General features: G+C 43.0%; 20 protein-coding genes. 12 read left to right on the forward strand and 8 right to left on the reverse strand.

Annotated features, from left to right (window positions below):
* Nucleotides 1-83: 83 nt before the first annotated feature.
* The 6 genes from AAAH86_RS02980 to AAAH86_RS03005 all read left to right on the forward strand — a co-directional run bounded on the left by AAAH86_RS02980 (nucleotide 84) and on the right by AAAH86_RS03005 (nucleotide 3,871).
* On the forward strand, nucleotides 84-593 hold the full coding sequence (locus tag AAAH86_RS02980; protein ID WP_343486014.1) for an RNA polymerase sigma factor: 510 nt from the start codon (nucleotides 84-86) through the stop codon (nucleotides 591-593).
* Nucleotides 580-1,017 (forward strand): hypothetical protein, encoded by a 438-nt coding sequence (locus tag AAAH86_RS02985; protein ID WP_343486015.1) that lies wholly within the window; start codon nucleotides 580-582, stop codon nucleotides 1,015-1,017. The genes AAAH86_RS02980 and AAAH86_RS02985 overlap by 14 nt, the downstream gene beginning before the upstream one ends.
* Nucleotides 1,018-1,027: 10 nt before the next feature.
* Complete coding sequence (locus AAAH86_RS02990) at nucleotides 1,028-1,570, forward strand: DUF4252 domain-containing protein (RefSeq protein WP_343486016.1); 543 nt, start codon at nucleotides 1,028-1,030, stop codon at nucleotides 1,568-1,570.
* Between the two features lie 132 nt (nucleotides 1,571-1,702).
* Nucleotides 1,703-2,248: a DUF4252 domain-containing protein gene (locus AAAH86_RS02995; RefSeq protein WP_343486017.1), complete on the forward strand. Its 546-nt coding sequence runs from the start codon at nucleotides 1,703-1,705 to the stop codon at nucleotides 2,246-2,248.
* A gap of 113 nt (nucleotides 2,249-2,361) precedes the next feature.
* Complete coding sequence (locus AAAH86_RS03000) at nucleotides 2,362-2,901, forward strand: DUF4252 domain-containing protein (protein ID WP_343486018.1); 540 nt, start codon at nucleotides 2,362-2,364, stop codon at nucleotides 2,899-2,901.
* A 151-nt stretch (nucleotides 2,902-3,052) separates the two neighbouring features.
* Nucleotides 3,053-3,871: a mechanosensitive ion channel domain-containing protein gene (locus AAAH86_RS03005; protein ID WP_343486019.1), complete on the forward strand. Its 819-nt coding sequence runs from the start codon at nucleotides 3,053-3,055 to the stop codon at nucleotides 3,869-3,871.
* A gap of 47 nt (nucleotides 3,872-3,918) precedes the next feature.
* Here AAAH86_RS03005 and purB read toward each other — a convergent pair whose 3' ends face one another.
* On the reverse strand, nucleotides 3,919-5,262 hold the full coding sequence (purB, locus tag AAAH86_RS03010) for an adenylosuccinate lyase (RefSeq protein ID WP_343486020.1): 1,344 nt from the start codon (nucleotides 5,260-5,262) through the stop codon (nucleotides 3,919-3,921).
* A gap of 46 nt (nucleotides 5,263-5,308) precedes the next feature.
* Nucleotides 5,309-5,881 carry an adenylosuccinate lyase gene (locus tag AAAH86_RS03015; RefSeq protein WP_343486021.1) on the reverse strand — a complete coding sequence of 191 codons (573 nt, stop codon included), beginning with the start codon at nucleotides 5,879-5,881 and terminating at the stop codon, nucleotides 5,309-5,311.
* A gap of 188 nt (nucleotides 5,882-6,069) precedes the next feature.
* Between AAAH86_RS03015 and AAAH86_RS03020 the strand changes: the two genes are divergently transcribed.
* Nucleotides 6,070-6,537, forward strand: coding sequence for a heme-binding domain-containing protein (locus tag AAAH86_RS03020; RefSeq protein ID WP_343486022.1), 468 nt, complete (start codon nucleotides 6,070-6,072; stop codon nucleotides 6,535-6,537).
* Here the strand turns inward: AAAH86_RS03020 and AAAH86_RS03025 are convergent.
* Nucleotides 6,509-7,204, reverse strand: a complete 696-nt coding sequence (locus tag AAAH86_RS03025) for an NAD-dependent deacylase (protein WP_343486023.1) — start codon at nucleotides 7,202-7,204, stop codon at nucleotides 6,509-6,511. The genes AAAH86_RS03020 and AAAH86_RS03025 overlap by 29 nt on opposite strands.
* An 82-nt stretch (nucleotides 7,205-7,286) precedes the next feature.
* Between AAAH86_RS03025 and AAAH86_RS03030 the strand changes: the two genes are divergently transcribed.
* From AAAH86_RS03030 to AAAH86_RS03040, 3 genes are all read left to right on the forward strand, one after another.
* Nucleotides 7,287-7,940: an RNA methyltransferase gene (locus AAAH86_RS03030; RefSeq protein ID WP_343486024.1), complete on the forward strand. Its 654-nt coding sequence runs from the start codon at nucleotides 7,287-7,289 to the stop codon at nucleotides 7,938-7,940.
* A gap of 41 nt (nucleotides 7,941-7,981) precedes the next feature.
* Nucleotides 7,982-8,506, forward strand: coding sequence for an SRPBCC family protein (locus AAAH86_RS03035; protein WP_343486025.1), 525 nt, complete (start codon nucleotides 7,982-7,984; stop codon nucleotides 8,504-8,506).
* Nucleotides 8,507-8,615: 109 nt separating this feature from the next.
* The gene (locus AAAH86_RS03040; protein WP_343486026.1) at nucleotides 8,616-8,996 is read left to right on the forward strand and encodes a VOC family protein; all 381 of its coding nucleotides are present in this window, start codon (nucleotides 8,616-8,618) and stop codon (nucleotides 8,994-8,996) included.
* An 89-nt stretch (nucleotides 8,997-9,085) separates the two neighbouring features.
* Here the strand turns inward: AAAH86_RS03040 and AAAH86_RS03045 are convergent, their stop codons facing one another.
* The 5 genes from AAAH86_RS03045 to AAAH86_RS03065 all read right to left on the reverse strand — a co-directional run bounded on the left by AAAH86_RS03045 (nucleotide 9,086) and on the right by AAAH86_RS03065 (nucleotide 14,911).
* Nucleotides 9,086-10,777, reverse strand: coding sequence for an alpha-amylase family glycosyl hydrolase (locus AAAH86_RS03045; protein ID WP_343486027.1), 1,692 nt, complete (start codon nucleotides 10,775-10,777; stop codon nucleotides 9,086-9,088).
* 63 nt (nucleotides 10,778-10,840) lie between these two features.
* Nucleotides 10,841-11,617, reverse strand: coding sequence for a carboxypeptidase-like regulatory domain-containing protein (locus AAAH86_RS03050; protein WP_343486028.1), 777 nt, complete (start codon nucleotides 11,615-11,617; stop codon nucleotides 10,841-10,843).
* Nucleotides 11,618-11,812: 195 nt separating this feature from the next.
* Nucleotides 11,813-13,546: a DEAD/DEAH box helicase gene (locus AAAH86_RS03055; RefSeq protein WP_343486029.1), complete on the reverse strand. Its 1,734-nt coding sequence runs from the start codon at nucleotides 13,544-13,546 to the stop codon at nucleotides 11,813-11,815.
* 146 nt (nucleotides 13,547-13,692) lie between these two features.
* The gene (locus AAAH86_RS03060) at nucleotides 13,693-14,328 is read right to left on the reverse strand and encodes a DUF4337 domain-containing protein (protein WP_343486030.1); all 636 of its coding nucleotides are present in this window, start codon (nucleotides 14,326-14,328) and stop codon (nucleotides 13,693-13,695) included.
* Nucleotides 14,321-14,911: a non-canonical purine NTP diphosphatase gene (locus AAAH86_RS03065; protein WP_343486031.1), complete on the reverse strand. Its 591-nt coding sequence runs from the start codon at nucleotides 14,909-14,911 to the stop codon at nucleotides 14,321-14,323. Before AAAH86_RS03065 ends, AAAH86_RS03060 begins: the two co-directional genes overlap by 8 nt.
* Nucleotides 14,912-14,953: 42 nt before the next feature.
* Between AAAH86_RS03065 and AAAH86_RS03070 the strand changes: the two genes are divergently transcribed.
* Entirely contained in the window at nucleotides 14,954-15,406 is a 453-nt protein-coding gene (locus AAAH86_RS03070) for an isoprenylcysteine carboxylmethyltransferase family protein (protein WP_343486032.1), read from the forward strand.
* A 162-nt stretch (nucleotides 15,407-15,568) separates the two neighbouring features.
* Nucleotides 15,569-17,461 carry a phosphoglycerate dehydrogenase gene (gene serA / locus AAAH86_RS03075; RefSeq protein ID WP_343486033.1) on the forward strand — a complete coding sequence of 631 codons (1,893 nt, stop codon included), beginning with the start codon at nucleotides 15,569-15,571 and terminating at the stop codon, nucleotides 17,459-17,461.
* The last annotated feature ends 96 nt before the right edge of the window (nucleotides 17,462-17,557 follow it).

The following is a 17,557-nucleotide window of genomic DNA, read 5'->3' on the forward strand; positions in this document are numbered from 1 at the left end:
AAAATTATTTGTAACAATTTTCGATATACGTCGTCATCAAGGTAAGAACGGCAAAAAAGAACGTTCTACGGCACAACCATCAAATGAAACAGGCAGAATTTATAAATGCTGTGATGCCCTTTAAGGACAAGCTCTACAGACTGGCAAAACGTTTGCTGGTCTCTAGGGAAGAGGCAGAAGACGCTACCCAAGAAGTGCTGATGCGCCTTTGGACGAAGCAAAAGGACATGGAACGGATAAAATCTGTGGAAGCCTTTGCGATGACCATGACCAAGAACTTTTGCCTAGACCGGTTAAAATCAAGACAGGCCGGAAACTTAAAACTGGTGCACAGCAATTACAGCGACGAAAGCACATCACTGCAAAAACAGTTGGAAGCAAAAGACAGTGTCAACTGGGTAGAACAGATCATGGAAGATTTGCCCGAGCAGCAAAAAATGGTATTACAATTGCGGGATGTGGAGGAATATGATTTTGAAGAAATATGTGAACTGTTGGATATGAAACCCACAGCAGCCCGTGTGACCCTTTCAAGGGCCCGAAAAGTGGTCAGGGAAAAACTTATAGAAAAACATAGCTATGGAATTGGATAAAAACATAGAAAAATTACTGGAAAAGTATTTTGAGGCGACCACCACGGTAGCCGAAGAGGCAACATTGCGAGATTACTTCGCACAAGAACACGTGGCAACACATCTTGAGCAGTATCGCCCGATGTTCAATTATTTTTCCAGCGCCAAGGAAGAACGTTACACAAAGCAGGTGCCATTAAAACCTAGAAAGAAACTTGATTACAGATGGATTTCCGCTGCTGCAGCTGTCGTGTTGGCCTTTGGCATCTATTTTGGTGCAGATAGTTATCAATCGTACCATGAGCAAAAACAGGCTGAATATGCATATCAAGAAACAAAGAAGGCATTGAGTCTGTTGGCTGAAAACTTTGGTAAGGGCACAGAAAAAATGGCCTATCTGCAAGAGTTTGAAGTCGCAAAAGCAAAAGTGTTTAACGAAAATTAAAAACAAAAAGATGAAAAAGTATATGTTGATTTTATTGATTGCGGTGATGCCGATTACAGGTTTTGCACAATCGCTTTTTGATAAGTATGAAGATTTAGACGATGTAACCTCCGTGGTCGTTTCAAAAAAGGCATTTGAACTGTTGGCCAAAATGGATATTGAGGTCGATGACCCCGAAGCACAAGACTTTATGGATATCGCCACCAGTGTGAACAGTCTAAAAGTCTTTACCACTGACAACCAATCCATTGGTTCAGATATGAAAGCTTCTGTTGAGAAGTATTTGAAATCTTCCTCCTTGACAGAGCTCATGCGGGTAAAGGATAAAGATGCCAATGTAAAATTCTATATCAAAGAAGGCAAAGACAGTGACCATGTGAGCGAACTCTTGATGTTTGTGACAGGAATCAAGGATGTAGAGGCAAATGGAAGAAAGTTTGAAACTGTATTGTTGTCGTTGACAGGCAATATTGATTTGAACAAAATCAATTCATTGACCAAGAAGATGAACCTGCCCGAAGAATTGAACAAAGCAGGTAAAAAAGGAGAGTAAAAAAGTGTACAGTAATCAGTAAACAGTGGTCATGTCTAGCATCTGTAAAGACCACTGTTTACTGAAGACTACTTAGAAACTATAAGAAACTTGCCCAGAGCTGCGTCTAAGGGTCAATCAAAAACGAACAAAATGAAATATATATCAAAATCAATCGTAATCGCAGTGTTCATGCTGCCGTTGCTGGGCTTTTCCCAAAAGGCATTCGAGAAATTCGAGAACTCAGACAAGATAGGCTCGGTCACCATCAATAAAGCGATGATGGGTATTGTCGCCAGTATGTCGGCAGATGAAAAGAACAAAGAGGCGCAAGATTTTATTGAACTGGCCAAAAGCATTGATAACATCAACGTATTTGTCAGTGAAGATGCGGGTGCATCCGCAGAAATGAACGCCACCGCCAAAAAGTACATCAAAAAGGCATCGTTGGAGTCGCTGATGAAAGTGAAAGACGATGATTCACATGTTGATTTTTATGTGAAAAGTGGAAAAGACGACGACCACGTGAGCGAGTTATTAATGATGGTCACAGGAATGGATGAAAAGGCGAAAGGGTCAAACATTGAAACGGTTTTGGTGACCATGACCGGTGATATCGATTTGACCAAAGTGGGTTCTTTGGTGAACAAAATGAACCTTCCAAAAGATTTAAAGAAAGCCAACAAAAAAAGCGAATAGTCAAAATCAGTATGGGCAGGTGTAACAAATGCTTGCCCATGCTTACCAATCAATCAAAATCAACTTGCCTCGTACTAATGCAACGGGGTCAAAAGAACAGAACAATGAGAACAATGAAAAATATAATCAAAACAGGCTTTTTGGCACTTACGATGGTGCTGGCCTCATGCTCATCACAGCAAAGCCTGCAAGAGTATTATGTGGATAATCAGGAAAATCCGAATTTTATTTCGTTGGATATTCCTGCCAGTATCCTAAAGATGGAAGAGGTTGATTTAAGTGAGACCCAACGTGATGCTGTTGAATCCCTCAAAAAATTCAATCTTTTGGCTTTTAAGAAGACCTCAGAAAATGCCACTGAGTATAAAGCAGAAAAGGCCAAGGTCAAAGAGATTTTAAAAGACGATGAATTCATTGAGTTGATGAAAATCAATTCTGAATATGGCAGAGGCGTCATAAAATATTTGGGTGATGATGATGCCATTGATGAGGTCATTATCTATGGCGACAGCAAAGAAAAGGGCTTTGCCTTGGTACGCGTGTTGGGCGACAATATGAATCCCGCCCACATCATACAATTGATGCAGGCCATTCAAAAATCGGAATACAAAGGTGAGGGACTGGGTGAAATCGGAAAATTTTTGAAAGGATAGACCTGACCAATCTGACTGAAAAATCCCGAGCAATATGTGTTGTTCGGGATTTTTTTATGCGGATAATTCACCATTTCTTAAAAAATATTGGTGACCTTCTTGTTATATTGGTGTCTTATTGAAAAGAACACTAACAAAAAGCTAAAAAATTATGGAAGATGCACAAAAATGGATAGATAAGGGCATTGATTTTGTTGTCGAATTTGGACCAAAGATTATCGGGGCTATTCTGATATATATTATAGGCTCTTGGATTATCAAGAAATTAATGAAAGTTTTGAGAAAGGTCATGGCCAAAGGAAGCTATGATCAATCGCTTCAAAAGTTTTTGGTGAACCTGGTTTCATGGGCCCTAAAAATCTTTTTGGTCATTATGGTAATCTCGACTTTGGGTGTTGAGACCACAAGTTTGGCTGCCGTAATTGCCGCTGCTGGCTTGGCTATCGGGCTTGCACTTCAGGGTTCATTGGGCAATTTTGCTGGCGGAGTACTGATCATGATTTTCAAGCCCTATAAGATTGGTGATTTGATTGAGGCGCAAGATGTGCTGGGTGTCGTAAAGGATATCCAGATTTTTACCACCAAATTGACCACTCCTGAAAATAAACTGGCCATTGTACCCAATGGGGCCATGGCAAACGGAAACATCATCAATTACACAGCCGAGGGCAAAATACGCGTAGATACCGTTATTGGTGTCGGTTACGATGAAGATATCAAGAAAACCAAAGACGTATTGATGGAAGTTTTGACCTCAAACCCCAAGGTTTTGAGTGATCCTGCGCCATCTGTCAACGTGATGGAATTGGCCGATAGCTCGGTAAACTTTGCCGTTCGTCCTTTTTGTAAGCCTGAAGACTATTGGGACGTATATTTTGCCACTTATGAGGGCAGTAAATTGGCCCTTGACAAAGCTGGAATCGAAATTCCATATCCACACAGCGTTGAGATTCACAAAGCGGAAGACTAAACAGTGACTTTAAACCTTCAAGGTTTTAGAAACCTTGAAGGTTTAAATTAGACACCCGTATAGTTTGATGGTGTGATACAATTCAATTCATTTTTTATTTCTGGGGAGACATCAAGACTCCCGATAAAATCGGTTATCGACTTCTGGGTAATTTTCTCGTTGGTTCTGGTCAATCCCTTTAAGGCTTCATACGGATTTGGATAGCCCTCACGTCTCAAAATGGTCTGTATGGCCTCGGCCACCACGGCCCAATTATCTTCTAGGTCGGCATCGAATTTTTCTTTGTTCAGCACCAATTTGTTCAATCCCTTTAATGTGGATTGAAAAGCGATGAGCGTATGCGCAAAGGGCACCCCAACATTTCGGAGCGCTGTACTATCGGTGAGGTCACGCTGCAACCTAGAAATGGGCAATTTTGCCGAAAGATGTTCAAAAAGGGCATTGGCAATGCCCAAATTTCCTTCAGAGTTCTCAAAATCAATGGGATTCACTTTATGTGGCATGGCGGAAGACCCGATTTCACCTTCCTTTATTTTTTGCTTGAAATAATCCATTGAAATATAGCTCCACAAATCCCTGTTCAAATCAATGATGATGGTATTGATACGCTTCAAACAGTCAAAAAGTGCTGCCAGATGGTCGTAATGTTCAATTTGTGTCGTGGGGAAGGAGTGGTGAAGCCCCAAACTCTCCTGAACAAATTGTTTTCCAAAACTTTTCCAATCAATATCAGGATACGCTACTTTATGGGCATTATAATTGCCCGTGGCTCCACCAAATTTGGCAGCTGAGGGAATGTCATTCAACAAATCAAACTGCTGTTTCAGTCGCTCGACAAAGACTTTGATTTCTTTTCCCAATCGGGTAGGGGATGCAGGCTGCCCGTGCGTTCGGGCCAACATGGGTATAGCTGCCCACTCTGAGGCCATTGCTTTCAGTTTTTCGAAAACCTCAAAATATAGCGGAACATACACATCGTTCATCGCCTCTTTGATGGAAAGCGGAATCGCGGTATTGTTGATGTCTTGCGAGGTCAATCCGAAGTGGATGAATTCCTTGAACTTTTGCAATCCCAGAGCATCAAATTTTTCCTTGATAAAATATTCTACGGCCTTTACATCATGGTTGGTGGTCTTCTCGATGTCTTTTATGGCCTGTGCATCAGCTGAAGAAAAGTTCAAGTAGATATTTCTGAGCGGTTCAAATGTTGCCACATCAAAATCCGCCAATTGTGGCAACGGTATTTCACATAGTCGGATAAAGTATTCGATTTCGACCTGTACCCGATATTTGATTAACGCTTCTTCAGAAAAATAACCTCCGAGGGCATTGGTCTTTGAGTGATAGCGTCCGTCGATTGGGGAAATGGCATTCAATGGGTTGAGCGACATGCAGCTGCGGTTTTTAGGAAAACGCAAAGATACTCAAACCTTGCGTTCAATGGCCAAGTGCTTTCAATTCGTTCAAGGTTTTGGCGGCCCGGTTTTGATACCCTGTAGTGCCCGTGGCGATGGTTTGTTCCAAAACGGATTTCAATTCGGGGTGTATCCAAACAAATTTTTTCCCCAAATGAAACAAGCTGGTCATGGCGAATACCTTGGTGGCAATTTTGTGGTTTCCGATCAACCAATCAAAGCAGCATTCAGTGATTTTTTCCAAATGGCCATTCTGAAGTTTTTTGACGAAAACCTCCTTTTTTTGCTTGAAATGGGAAACAACGACCATCTCACAGATATGGGCCATGGGGCGAATGACCGATTCTGACCGCAATCCGCTCAAGTTGGTGCAGAATTCATCGATGTGGGGCAAAAGGATTTCCAGCTGTTTACGTAGGGCATTGTCCAGTACCCAACTACCATTAAAGGTGTCGTTCTTATCCTCCTCCGACACCTGTGAAAGCAATGGTTTCACCAGCTCAGGATGCTGTAAAACCTTGGCAACCAAGAAGTCTCTTTTTTCTTTAGTGAGACGCCCCTCATTTAAAGCCAAAAGCAGTTGGTCTTTGGTCACAAAAGCTTATTTTTATCCATTATAAATAAAAATCACATCCAAGCAACAGAATCTAGAGTTTATGAAATGAGCAAAAACTTTTTTAAGCATATTCTACGGGCATGATTAAAATAAGTTAATGCGAATTACTGAATGTGAAAAAATTTTTAGTTTTTTCATTTTTCAGAAAACTATAAAATTTTAAACAGATGAAAATACTAAAAATAGTAGGATGGGTGGCGTTGATAGCCTTAGTGGTCATTCAGTTTATTCGCCCTGACAAGAATATCACTGAAAATACAGATTATGTAGCTGCGTTTGAGGCTGAAACAGCACCTAGTGTTGAAGTAAAACAACTGCTCGAGACAACATGCTATGATTGTCACAGTGACAATACCACCTACCCTTGGTACAACAACGTTGCGCCTGTTTCTTTTTGGATGGCCCACCATGTAGAGGAAGGCAAAGAGCATTTGGATTTTTCTGATTGGGCAAACTATTCTGCCAAAAAGAAAGACCATAAATTGGAAGAGCTTATCGAGGAGGTTGAAGAAGGTGAAATGCCCTTAAAAGAATATACGTGGACGCATGGTGAAGCCAAGTTGACCGAAGCCCAAAAAAAGCTGTTGATGGATTGGGCCCAAGAGGCTAGGTCTCAGTATCACATAGCGCAGTGACCAATTCGGGCACACCCTTGGCCGCTTTTTCAGCAATTATGGTCAAGTTGCCAAAATCAGACTCGCCCACACTGGGTCTAGGGTCAACAAAATAGATAGGGATTCCGTTTTGCACATAATTGACCAAACTTGCAGCCGGGTACACCTGCATTGAAGTGCCGATGATGATCAAGATATCGGCTTGTGCGGTGATTTCGATGGCAGGCTCCAACATGGGTACCATTTCACCAAACCAAACAATATGGGGCCGCAATTGGTTTCCGTTTTCATCCAAATCCCCGAGAACGAGGTCTTCTTTCCAATCAAAAACCAGATTTTCATCAGCGATACTGCGCACTTTGAACAATTCACCGTGCAAGTGCAGCACATTTGAACTTCCTGCTTGCTCATGGAGATTATCCACATTTTGGGTGATGATACCGACCTCAAAATGTTGTTCCAGCTTTGCCAAGGCCTTGTGGCCTTCGTTGGGTTCGACTTCAAGCAATTGTCTGCGACGTTGGTTATAAAACTCAAGAACCAATTCGGGGTTGGCCGCAAACCCTTGGGGTGAGGCCACTTGCATGACATCGTGGCCCTCCCAAAGCCCGTTGGCATCACGAAAGGTTTTGAGTCCGCTTTCGGCACTCATTCCTGCACCGGTCAGAACAACCACTTTCTTTTTCATTAATTGCTTTTTTGTCATTCCCGCTCCCGATAGTTATCGGGAGCGGGAATCCAAAAATACCATTTTCGTTATCTTCCCACTGATGTTTGACCATGATTTATTGACATACTTGGAAAGCTACCTTACCGAAGAACGAAAACAGCGTTTTTTAGAAGTATTGGCCAATCGCACAAAATTCTTGACAGTTGCCATCGAAGATGTGTACCAATTACACAATACCAGTGCCATACTTCGTAGTTGTGACGCTTTTGGTGTTCAAGAGGTACATGTCATAGAGGAACGCTTTGAAAAGCGGCTGGACAAAAACATCGCCATGGGCGCCGAACAATGGGTCGATGTGAACCGGCATTCAACGACCCATGACTGTATCGGGCATTTTCAAAATCAGGGATACAAAATTATTGCCACAACACCACACAATGAATCAACGCTGCTTTCTGATTTTCAGTTATCGTCAAAAACGGCATTGTTCTTTGGTACTGAAAAAGAAGGCCTGACCGAAGAAATATTGCAACAAGCTGATGGATTTTTAAAAATCCCCATGGTCGGTTTTTCAGAAAGTTTGAATGTTTCAGTTTCTGCGGCTGTTGTCATACAACAATTGACCGACCAGCTTAGAAAATCAAATGTGCCATGGCAGTTGTCTGATATTGAGGTATTTGAAAAACGATTGGATTGGACCAAGAAATCCATTAAAAATGTAGAAGGCATTATCGAGCGATACCGCTCTGATTGATGTTTTTTGTACATTTAAGAGCAACCAATAAATCAAACGACATGATAGTACTTTACATTTTGCTCGGTATCGTGGCATTGTTCCTTATTTTGGCCATGATTGCGCCAAAAACGTATGATGTCTCACGCTCTATTGTAATTGACAGGCCCAGAGCCGAGGTTTTTAGGTATCTCAGGTCATTGAAGAACCAATCTGATTGGTCACCCTGGGAAAAGAAAGATCCCAACATGCACAAAGAATTTCGCGGCACAGATGGTGAGGTAGGCTCGGTAAGCTACTGGAACGGCAATAAAGATGTGGGTGAAGGAGAGCAGGAGATTACCAAAATAGTGGAAGGAGAGCGGGTTGAAGGCGAACTTCGTTTTATGAAACCCTGGAAATCAGAATCCGATTGTTATTTCACTACAGAGGATGCCGATGGCGGAAAAACCAAGGTCGTTTGGGGCTTTTCAGGAAAAAATAAGTTTCCGTTCAGTATCATGTTTTTGTTTTTCAGTATGGACAAAACCGTTGGTAAGGATTTTGAAGAGGGATTGGCCGATTTGAAAAAGAAGTTGGAAAATTAAAACGGAACACTTGCCTCCTTGAGGGATGGCAGAGATCTATGATTTCAGCATGGGTTCTTTATATTAAATGAGATTCCCGCCTACGCAGGAATGAAAAAAGGTAGTATTTATGAAACAGAACATGGTGGGCTGGTTTGAGATTCCGGTAACGGATATGAATCGGGCCAAAAAATTCTATGATGAAGTTTTTCAAATAGAAATACAGTTACAGGATTTTGGGGGCACTAAAATGGGTTGGTTTCCTTGGGAAGAGGGAAAATCAGGGGCCTCGGGTTCTTTGATTTTACAACCAGATTGGTACATACCCAATAGAGTAGAGGGTGTTTTGATTTATTTCAACAGCGAAGACGTTCAAATTGAACTCGACCGTATCGAAGCGGCTGGTGGGCGCATTCTGAAACCTAAAACAAAAATCAGTGACGAGATTGGCTTTATGGCTTTATTTCATGATTCTGAGGACAACAGGATAGCACTGCATTCAAGACAATAAACTCTCAAAAGATACCATTGATCTACCCTTTCCGTCATCCTCTATTCGAGGATGCGACTTTTCCCTGACTAGGGAAAGGATTTTTTGATTTATTCCACCAACTCCAACAGTGCAGTATCATAATCATTTTCAAGCACCACTTGGCCTTTTTCGACCATCACCTCGGTATCTGAATAGGTATCGTACAATTTGGTGCCATCACCAAAAAACCCTTTGACCCACAGATATTTTTTGCCTTTGGGCAGATCAAGACCTACCACGACTTTGTCTTTGTGTTCGCCATTGGTATAGGTTCTTGAGAAGACATAAGGTTTAGAGGCCAAACGCTTGTGCTTACCGGCACCAACGGCTGGGTGGTTTCTTCTGAACTGCCCGAGTTTTTGCCAGTGCTCGTGCACGGCCTGAATTTCAGGTATGCTATCCAAATCTTCCCAATTCATAAAAGAACGTAGGGTGGCATCGCCTTCAGTACCTTCTATAATCAATGGCCTGACCGTTTCATCACCATAATATACCTGTGATGCCCCTGGGGTCAAAAGCAGAACATTGGCCGTGCGGTATGGTTTGGCCCGTTCTTTATCAAAGGGGCTGCCATCATCATGTGAGGTGAGGTAGTTCAACACACTCTTTCCCTTCATTTTGGTGTGCAGCAGGCGATTGTACTTTCTAAAAATCTTTTCATAGCCCATGTGGGCATCGGTCTTGAGCTCAAAATTGATAAGGCTTTTAAAACCGTGGTCAAAATAGTCGACTTTTCTGTCCCCAAAATCATAATCTCTACCTCCTGAGATACCATAGTTGTACACTTCGCCAACCATGTAAAATGGGTTTTCGTCCAATACCTTATCAGGATGTTTCTTTTTCCAAGTTTCAAAGGCGTAATCAGCCTCTTTTTTAAGCTCTGCCCATGCATTTTCGTTCACATGCTTTACGGTGTCTACACGAAAGCCATCCACACCAAACTCATGAATATAGTCGGTTAGCCACTTGATGATGTAGAACCGAGGTGCGCGTGGATAACCCGTGCGGTCAAAAAACCGTTGCAGTTCATCCAGTTCTTGGCTCAAGCGGCCCTCTTCTTTCCACTTGGCCAAAAGTTGATCGGGCAATTCTACCGGCTCATCCGACTCGGTGAGTATGTCGGGTAGATTGTTGACCAATGTGCATGCCGTGGTGTTCTCGTAGGTGGTAAACTCACAGGTGGGGTCGGTACGTACCCAATCTTCTGGCCAAACGGGGTCAACATCGGTCACGGGGCCTGTATGGTTCAAGACAACATCCAACAAAACACGGATTCCCTTGGCATGTGCCGTTTCTACCAATTGCTGTAAGTCTTGTTTGGTGCCAAAATTGGGGTCGATGGTTGTCCAATCCTTGGCCCAATAGCCATGATAACCGTACGTATTGCCCGTGCCTTCATCTGTTGCCCCATGAATCTGCTCAACAACTGGTGTGAACCAAATGGCATTGATGCCCAAGTCGGTAAAATAACCATCTTCAACTTTTTGGGTGATTCCCTGTATATCCCCTCCTTCAAATCCCCTTAAAACAGCAGTGCTGTCAGTGCGATCAAAATTGATGTTGTTTTCAGGATTTCCATTGTTGAACCTATCGGTCAAAAGAAAATAGACATTGGCGCCTTCCCAAACGAACGGAACCTGCTTTTGTTTTTCTTCAATAGTCTCAGAGGTGATCTGTTGTTGGTTGTCGGTGTCTTTTTTAGACTTTTTACAACTCAACAAAAAGGATAGTATCGACATGGCGATAAGTAGATTTCGCATCTTCAGGGATTTTGCCTAAAGCTATTAAATGCGGTCGGATTTCAAAAATTTATTTGATTACGGTTATTTTCGGTTCAAGACCTTGTATTCTTCGTAGCAACTACTGATTGCATCGAGAATTTGAAGGTCGTTGGCCGTTTGTATAAAAGATTTTGAGTAGTTGCAGTTGTTGAGAATATCCTCAATATCAACCTTTTCCAACTGAAGCAATTCGGTCAGGGTTTCGCGGTCGAACTTTGAGGCCAAGAGGTTTCTGATATCATCATCTTCTTTCATTTGGCGCAGTTTTCGCATCTGTTTTGGTTTTTTTCCAAAAAGATTACGCAACAAATCTGCCGGATTTAGAATAGCGCCCAGCACTTTGGTCACCGCACTTGGGTTTTTGCTGCCCGCCTCATAACTTCTGTTCAATCCTGAAATACTGTACTGATAAGCGTTGTTGATGGGAAGATTTTTTACATCGATTTCAAGATAACCGGTCAGTTGGTAGGGGCGAACCACCACTTCTTCAAGGGCATAAGCCAATTCAGTGAGGGCAATCTTGGTGTTCTCAAATCGGAACATGTCATTGGTCACCCGCACCTTTTGGGGCTTAAAGCCCAAGTAGGTCAGATAGAGCGTATCATTAACCGAGGCAGGAATGCTGAATTTTCCGTTTTGGTCGGTGATGGTGCCTTTAACTTTATTAAGATTGATGACGTGCACACTTTCAAGCGGAAAATCTGTCTGGGCGTTTACCACAGTGGCATTTAGTTCTTGTGCAGTTGCAGTGTCTTCATCCTCTTGGCAAAAACCTTGAAAAGATAAAGTGAGGGCAATCAGTACGGCAATCTTCTTCATGAAGCAATTTCTCGGATAAAAATACTAAACAACACAAAATAACGCATCACTTCATGCTATTTAGTATTCCCTTAACTCGATAATCGAGATTTATATGCAGCAATCCCGAAGCTTCGGGACTGTCAAAATTTTAGGTTACTGTCTCTTTAAATGCCCCGTGCCTGATAGCTATCGGGATTGCCATGAGGCTGCCTACTAAACGAAGCCTTTGAATTTTTTGCTTCTTCCATGGCCTGATTTCCCCTTTTTTCCTTTGAAGGAGGAAGAGGATTTTCTACCACGACCACCACTATTTTTGCGGTCACGCCTTTTACGCTTTCCGCCCCCACGGTCGGGTTTGTTCGAAACTTCTACATTGATGCGCCTGCCATCTACGTTGAGGTCTGAAAAAGTCTCCAAGACAAGCGGGGTAAATGCAGCATCGGTATTGAAAAATGAAAAACTGCCTTTGGTGTCCACTTTGTATACATCGTCTTTATCAAGCCCCAAGCTGTCACGAATAAAATCCTTTAGTGACATCCAATCATAGCCATCGCGCTCGCCGATATTGATGAAATAGCGCACCGAACCGTCGTTGCCACCGCTTCTGCCCTTATCTTCAGCCGTACCTGAGTTCAAGTCCCTCGCTTTGTTGTAATAATTAAAGAATCTGGTAAATTCGACGGAAACAATCTTTTTGATCAGTTCATCTCGGTCAATACCCTCAAGTACATCATTAATGGCAGGTAGGTAGCCATCAATTTCATTATTTATCTTGGTTTCCTTGATGTTTCGGGCCAGGTGGTATAGTTGGATTTCACAAATTTCAATTCCTGTGGGAATTTTTTCTTCGACAAAATCTTGTTTGATCTTTCGCTCAATTGCCTTGATTTTTCGGAGCTCGCTCCGGGTAACGATGACCATCGAAATACCTGATTTGCCCGCTCGGCCTGTTCGCCCGCTACGGTGGGTATACGTTTCTATTTCATCAGGAAGTTGATAATTGATCACGTGTGTAATATCGTCAACGTCAATACCCCTTGCGGCAACATCGGTGGCCACCAACATCTGGATCTGTTTTTTGCGAAAGGCGTTCATGACAAGGTCGCGTTGGTTTTGGCTCAAGTCGCCATGCAATGCCCCTGCATTATAGCCATCTTCTATCAATTTTTCTGCGACACGTTGCGTATCTCGCTTGGTACGACAAAAAACAACAGAAAAGATTCCCGGGTTGGCATCGGCCAATCTTTTGAGGGCAGGATAGCGGTCACGCCCTCCGACCACATAATACTCGTGCTGTACCGTTGTGGCTCCAACGTTTTTCTCGCCCACGGTAATCTCAACAGGTTTGTGCATGAACTTTTTGGCGATGGCAGCCACTTCTTTGGGCATGGTCGCAGAAAACAGCCAAGTGGATTTTTCTTGTGGGGTATTCGAGAGAATATCCTTGATATCCTCATAAAAGCCCATGTTCAGCATCTCATCGGCCTCATCCAAAATACAGTAGTCGATTTTAGAGATATCGACAATGCCCCGACCGATCATATCTTTCATACGGCCCGGGGTGGCGACCACGATTTGGGCACCCTTTTTTATCTTTTTAGCCTGCTCGGTAATGCTGGCGCCCCCATAAATTGCAACAATGTTCAACCCTTTTACGTACTTTGAATAGAGTTGCATTTCATTGGTGATCTGCATACAGAGCTCACGGGTAGGGGAAAGAATAAGCCCCTGCGTGGTTCGGCTTTCAGCATGTATTTTTTGAATCAATGGAAAACCAAAAGCTGCGGTTTTTCCGGTTCCTGTCTGCGCCAAGGCAACCAGGTCTTTTTCTTTTTCTAAAAGGATGGGAATAGCTTTTTCCTGTACTTCAGAAGGATTCTCGAAGCCCAAATCAGAAATGGCATCGAGCAAGGGTTGGTTCAACCCCAATGTTGAAAATGGTGTCATAATAGAAAATTACATATCGCAAATAAGGTGTGTTGTACCGAGCGATTGCATTTCTATTTTGCCCATTCACAACACTATGCCCATACCGGCGGCGTGATTAAGGGCGCAAAGGTAATGCTAATTATCTATACTTGATGATTTTATTGTCACGGAGCCAAAATGTAGCCATAAATTGAGAAACCAATGCCTATGACACCAAATGCCAACATCAGCAAAATAAAGGTTTTTTGCAACCGTGGGTTATCGTAAATGATGATACAGACCGCGCCGAGCACGATGGCAATCTGAAAAAAGAGCATACCGATGTCAAATTTTTTGGTGGCCACATCGTAGACGTCAGCCAGTTGTTCCCATTCTTTTACCCCTGTGATTTTTCCCATTTCACCATCGAGGTCTTGCACCCATTCTTCTTTTGAGAGTTGTGATGATCCTATTAAGATTTCTCTTTTTTCAGAGTTGTATTTGTTGATGGATTCTTCTGTGGATTGAATCTTTTTTTCAATGGCTGTCGCATTTTCTTGTGCAACAACTCCCGAATTCAGCAATGCTTCCAGATAGTCAAGCTCGCTTTCTTTTAGGCTTTGTTTGACACTTTTCGACTGATACCATGAAGAATAACTGACTTGCTTGTTATGGGCAATCATCATTTCTTCTTCCAGTTCACTGTTCACCAAATCAGCAATGGCCATCAATGCTGCAAAAAAGGCAATCAGTACACCGCCGACGGCTTCTGCCCGTTCTGAGGCCACGGAAACCTCGACCATATCGTTTTTTTTAGACATAGGTGTATTTTTTGAGATGGTGAACCAGCTTTTCAAGGGCCTTCGCCCTATGGCTTATCTTGTTTTTTTCTTGAAACGCTAATTCGGCAAATGTTTTGTCAAAACCCTTTGGACGAAAAATGGGGTCGTAGCCAAATCCTTCTTCCCCTTGTTTTTTAAGTGTGATTTCGCCTTCGACCACCCCTTTGAAAAAATGACGTTCCTGCCGAAGGTTCAAGGCAATGACTGTTTCAAATCGAGCGGAACGGTTGGTGGTGTTCTGCATTTGGCGCAGCACCTTTTGCATATTGGCCTCGGCATTTTTTTCATTGCCGGCATAGCGTGCCGAGTAGACTCCGGGTTCGCCGTTCAAGAAGTTTATCAACAAACCGGTATCGTCGGCAAAGCAATCAAGGCCGTAATTTTGGGTTACGAAGTTGGCCTTGATTTGTGCATTTTCTTCCAAAGTATTGCCTGTTTCTGGTATTTCGTCATGGCATCCGATCATATTCAACGAAAGCAGTTCAATGGTATCGGGCACCATGGTCTTGACTTCATCAAACTTGTTTTGGTTGTGGGTGGCAAACACCAGTTTTGTGGACATAACTCTGAAGAATCGCAAGCTAAAAATAGTATTTTAGCCGATATGAAACTAAAAATCATACCCCCTTTGGTGATGCTCATTTTTGCGGCACTTATGTATTTATTGGACCGATTTTTACCTGTCGGGGAATTTGATTTTTTTGGAAGGAAGCAGCTTGCCGTTGCACTTTTGGCCATTGCCGTTGTAATATCATTTATGGCTATCTATCAATTTAGGAAAGCAAAGACCACCACCAACCCCTCGGAACCTGAAAAGGCGAGCCAGTTGGTCACCACGGGGATTTTCAATTACACCAGAAACCCCATGTATTTATCCCTTTTGCTCATTTTATTGGCATTCGGACTCAAACTGGGCAATGCGTTCAACACCCTCTTGGCGGCCGGATTTGTATATTATATGAACCATTTTCAAATCAAACGCGAAGAAGCGGCATTGCTAAAACTTTTTGGAAAAGATTATCAGCTCTACCAAAAGGCGGTGCGCCGATGGTTTTAGATTATGGATTTGGTAATTTTTTCTAGGGATAAAAATGAATTTTTCAATGGAAAGGCGATTCCGATACGCTAGCACCCTTTTTTGATTTGCCTATCCAAAATCCATACTAATATTAATTACATTTACGGCTTAATTTTTGAAAAAGTTTAAACGAGTTCATTGATGGTGGAAGCAGGTAGAAAATATGTTTTTGACTTTGATAGCACCTTGACCCGTGTTGAGGCTTTGGATGTATTGGCCGAAATGACACTGCAGGGCAAATCGAACAAAGATGATGTGGTGAAAGAAATCCAGCACATCACCAATTTGGGCATTGATGGTGATATTTCCTTTACCGAATCATTGGAACGCCGTATCAAATTGTTGAATGCCCATAAAGATGATTTGGATGGACTCGTTCAAGAACTGCGCCAGAAGATTTCAAAGTCCATTGCGGCGAACAAAGAGTTTTTTGATGAGTTTGCAGATGATATCTATGTGATTTCCTGTGGATTCAAAGAGTTTATCGACCCCATTGTGGCCGAATACAACATTCCCACTGAGCGTGTTTACGCTAATACCTTTAAATTTGATGATGATGGCAACATCATCGGTTTTGACGAGACCAATGTGCTGGCCTCGCACAATGGAAAAATCGAGTGTCTGAAAAAGCTGGACCTTGATGGTGAGGTTCAGGTCATTGGCGATGGCTACAGCGATTATGTGATGCGTGAAGCGGGCATTGCCGACAAATTTTTTGCCTATACCGAAAATGTGCACCGAGAAAAGGCGGCCAACAATGCCGACCACGTGGCACCGAACTTAGATGAATTTTTATTTGTGAACGATTTGCCGAGAAAAATATCGTACCCCAAGAACAGAATCAAAATTTTGTTGCTCGAGAATGTGCACTATGATGCCTTTGAAAATCTTTCTGAAGATGGATTCTCAGTGGAATTGGTCAAGCACAGTATTCCAGAAGAAGAATTGTTGGAAAAAATCAAGGGCGTACACGTATTGGGCATCCGCTCTAAGACCCAGGTGACCCAAAAAGTCTTGGAGGCTGCCAATAAATTGCTAGTCGTGGGCGCTTTTTGCATCGGCACGACCCAAATCGATTTGAAAACGGCAAAGCAAAGAGGTGTGGTGGTGTTCAATGCACCCTACAGCAATACCCGTTCAGTGGTCGAGTTGGCCATTGGGCAGATTATCATGTTGATGCGCAATGTGTTTACCCGAAGCAGCGAGATACACCAAGGGCAATGGAACAAAACCGCTGCCAATTCAAATGAGGTCAGGGGCAAAAACCTGGGAATCGTTGGCTATGGAAACATCGGCAAGCAATTGTCCGTTTTGGCCGAGGCCATGGGCATGCGGGTGTATTATTATGATGTAGCGGACCAATTGGCACTGGGCAATGCGGTAAAGTGCAGCACGTTGGAGGATTTGCTTTCTGTCTCAGACGTGGTCACCCTGCACATTGATGACAATAAGGCCAACAAGAACTTCATTGGTGAGCGTGAAATCAACCAAATGCGTGATGGTGCGATGCTGATCAACTTATCCCGCGGCTTTGTGGTCGATATTCCCGCATTGACCAAAGCGTTGAAGTCTGGCAAACTGGGTGGTGCGGCCATTGATGTGTACCCTGAGGAACCACGTAGCAATGGTGATTTCAAGACCGAGCTTCAGGGTCTTGATAATGTGATTTTGACGCCGCATGTTGGGGGCAGTACCGAAGAAGCCCAAAAAGATATTGCCAGCTTTGTGCCCAACAAAATCATGGACTATATCAATTCGGGCAATACTGTAGATGCGGTGAACTTCCCGAATATTCGCTTACCGAAACAGAACAATGCGCACCGTTTTCTGCACATCCACAAAAATGTGCCCGGTATTATGGCCAAAATCAACAAGGTGTTGGCCGAATACGAGATGAACATCACGGGGCAGTACCTATCCACAGATCCCGAGGTTGGCTATGTGATCACCGATATTGACAAAGATTATGACAAAGAGGTGATGAAGGCCCTTAAAAATGTGGAGAACACGATCAAGTTTCGGGTGCTGTATTAATCCGTAGAAAAGCTCCTTCCCTTGGTCAAGGGAAGGTGTCATCGAACCTAGTGAGATGACGGAAGGGATTGAATTTACAACCCTTTCCGTCCGCCA

Origin of the sequence: Allomuricauda sp. d1, from assembly GCF_039592695.1 — a bacterium.
Taxonomy (GTDB): domain Bacteria; phylum Bacteroidota; class Bacteroidia; order Flavobacteriales; family Flavobacteriaceae; genus Flagellimonas_A.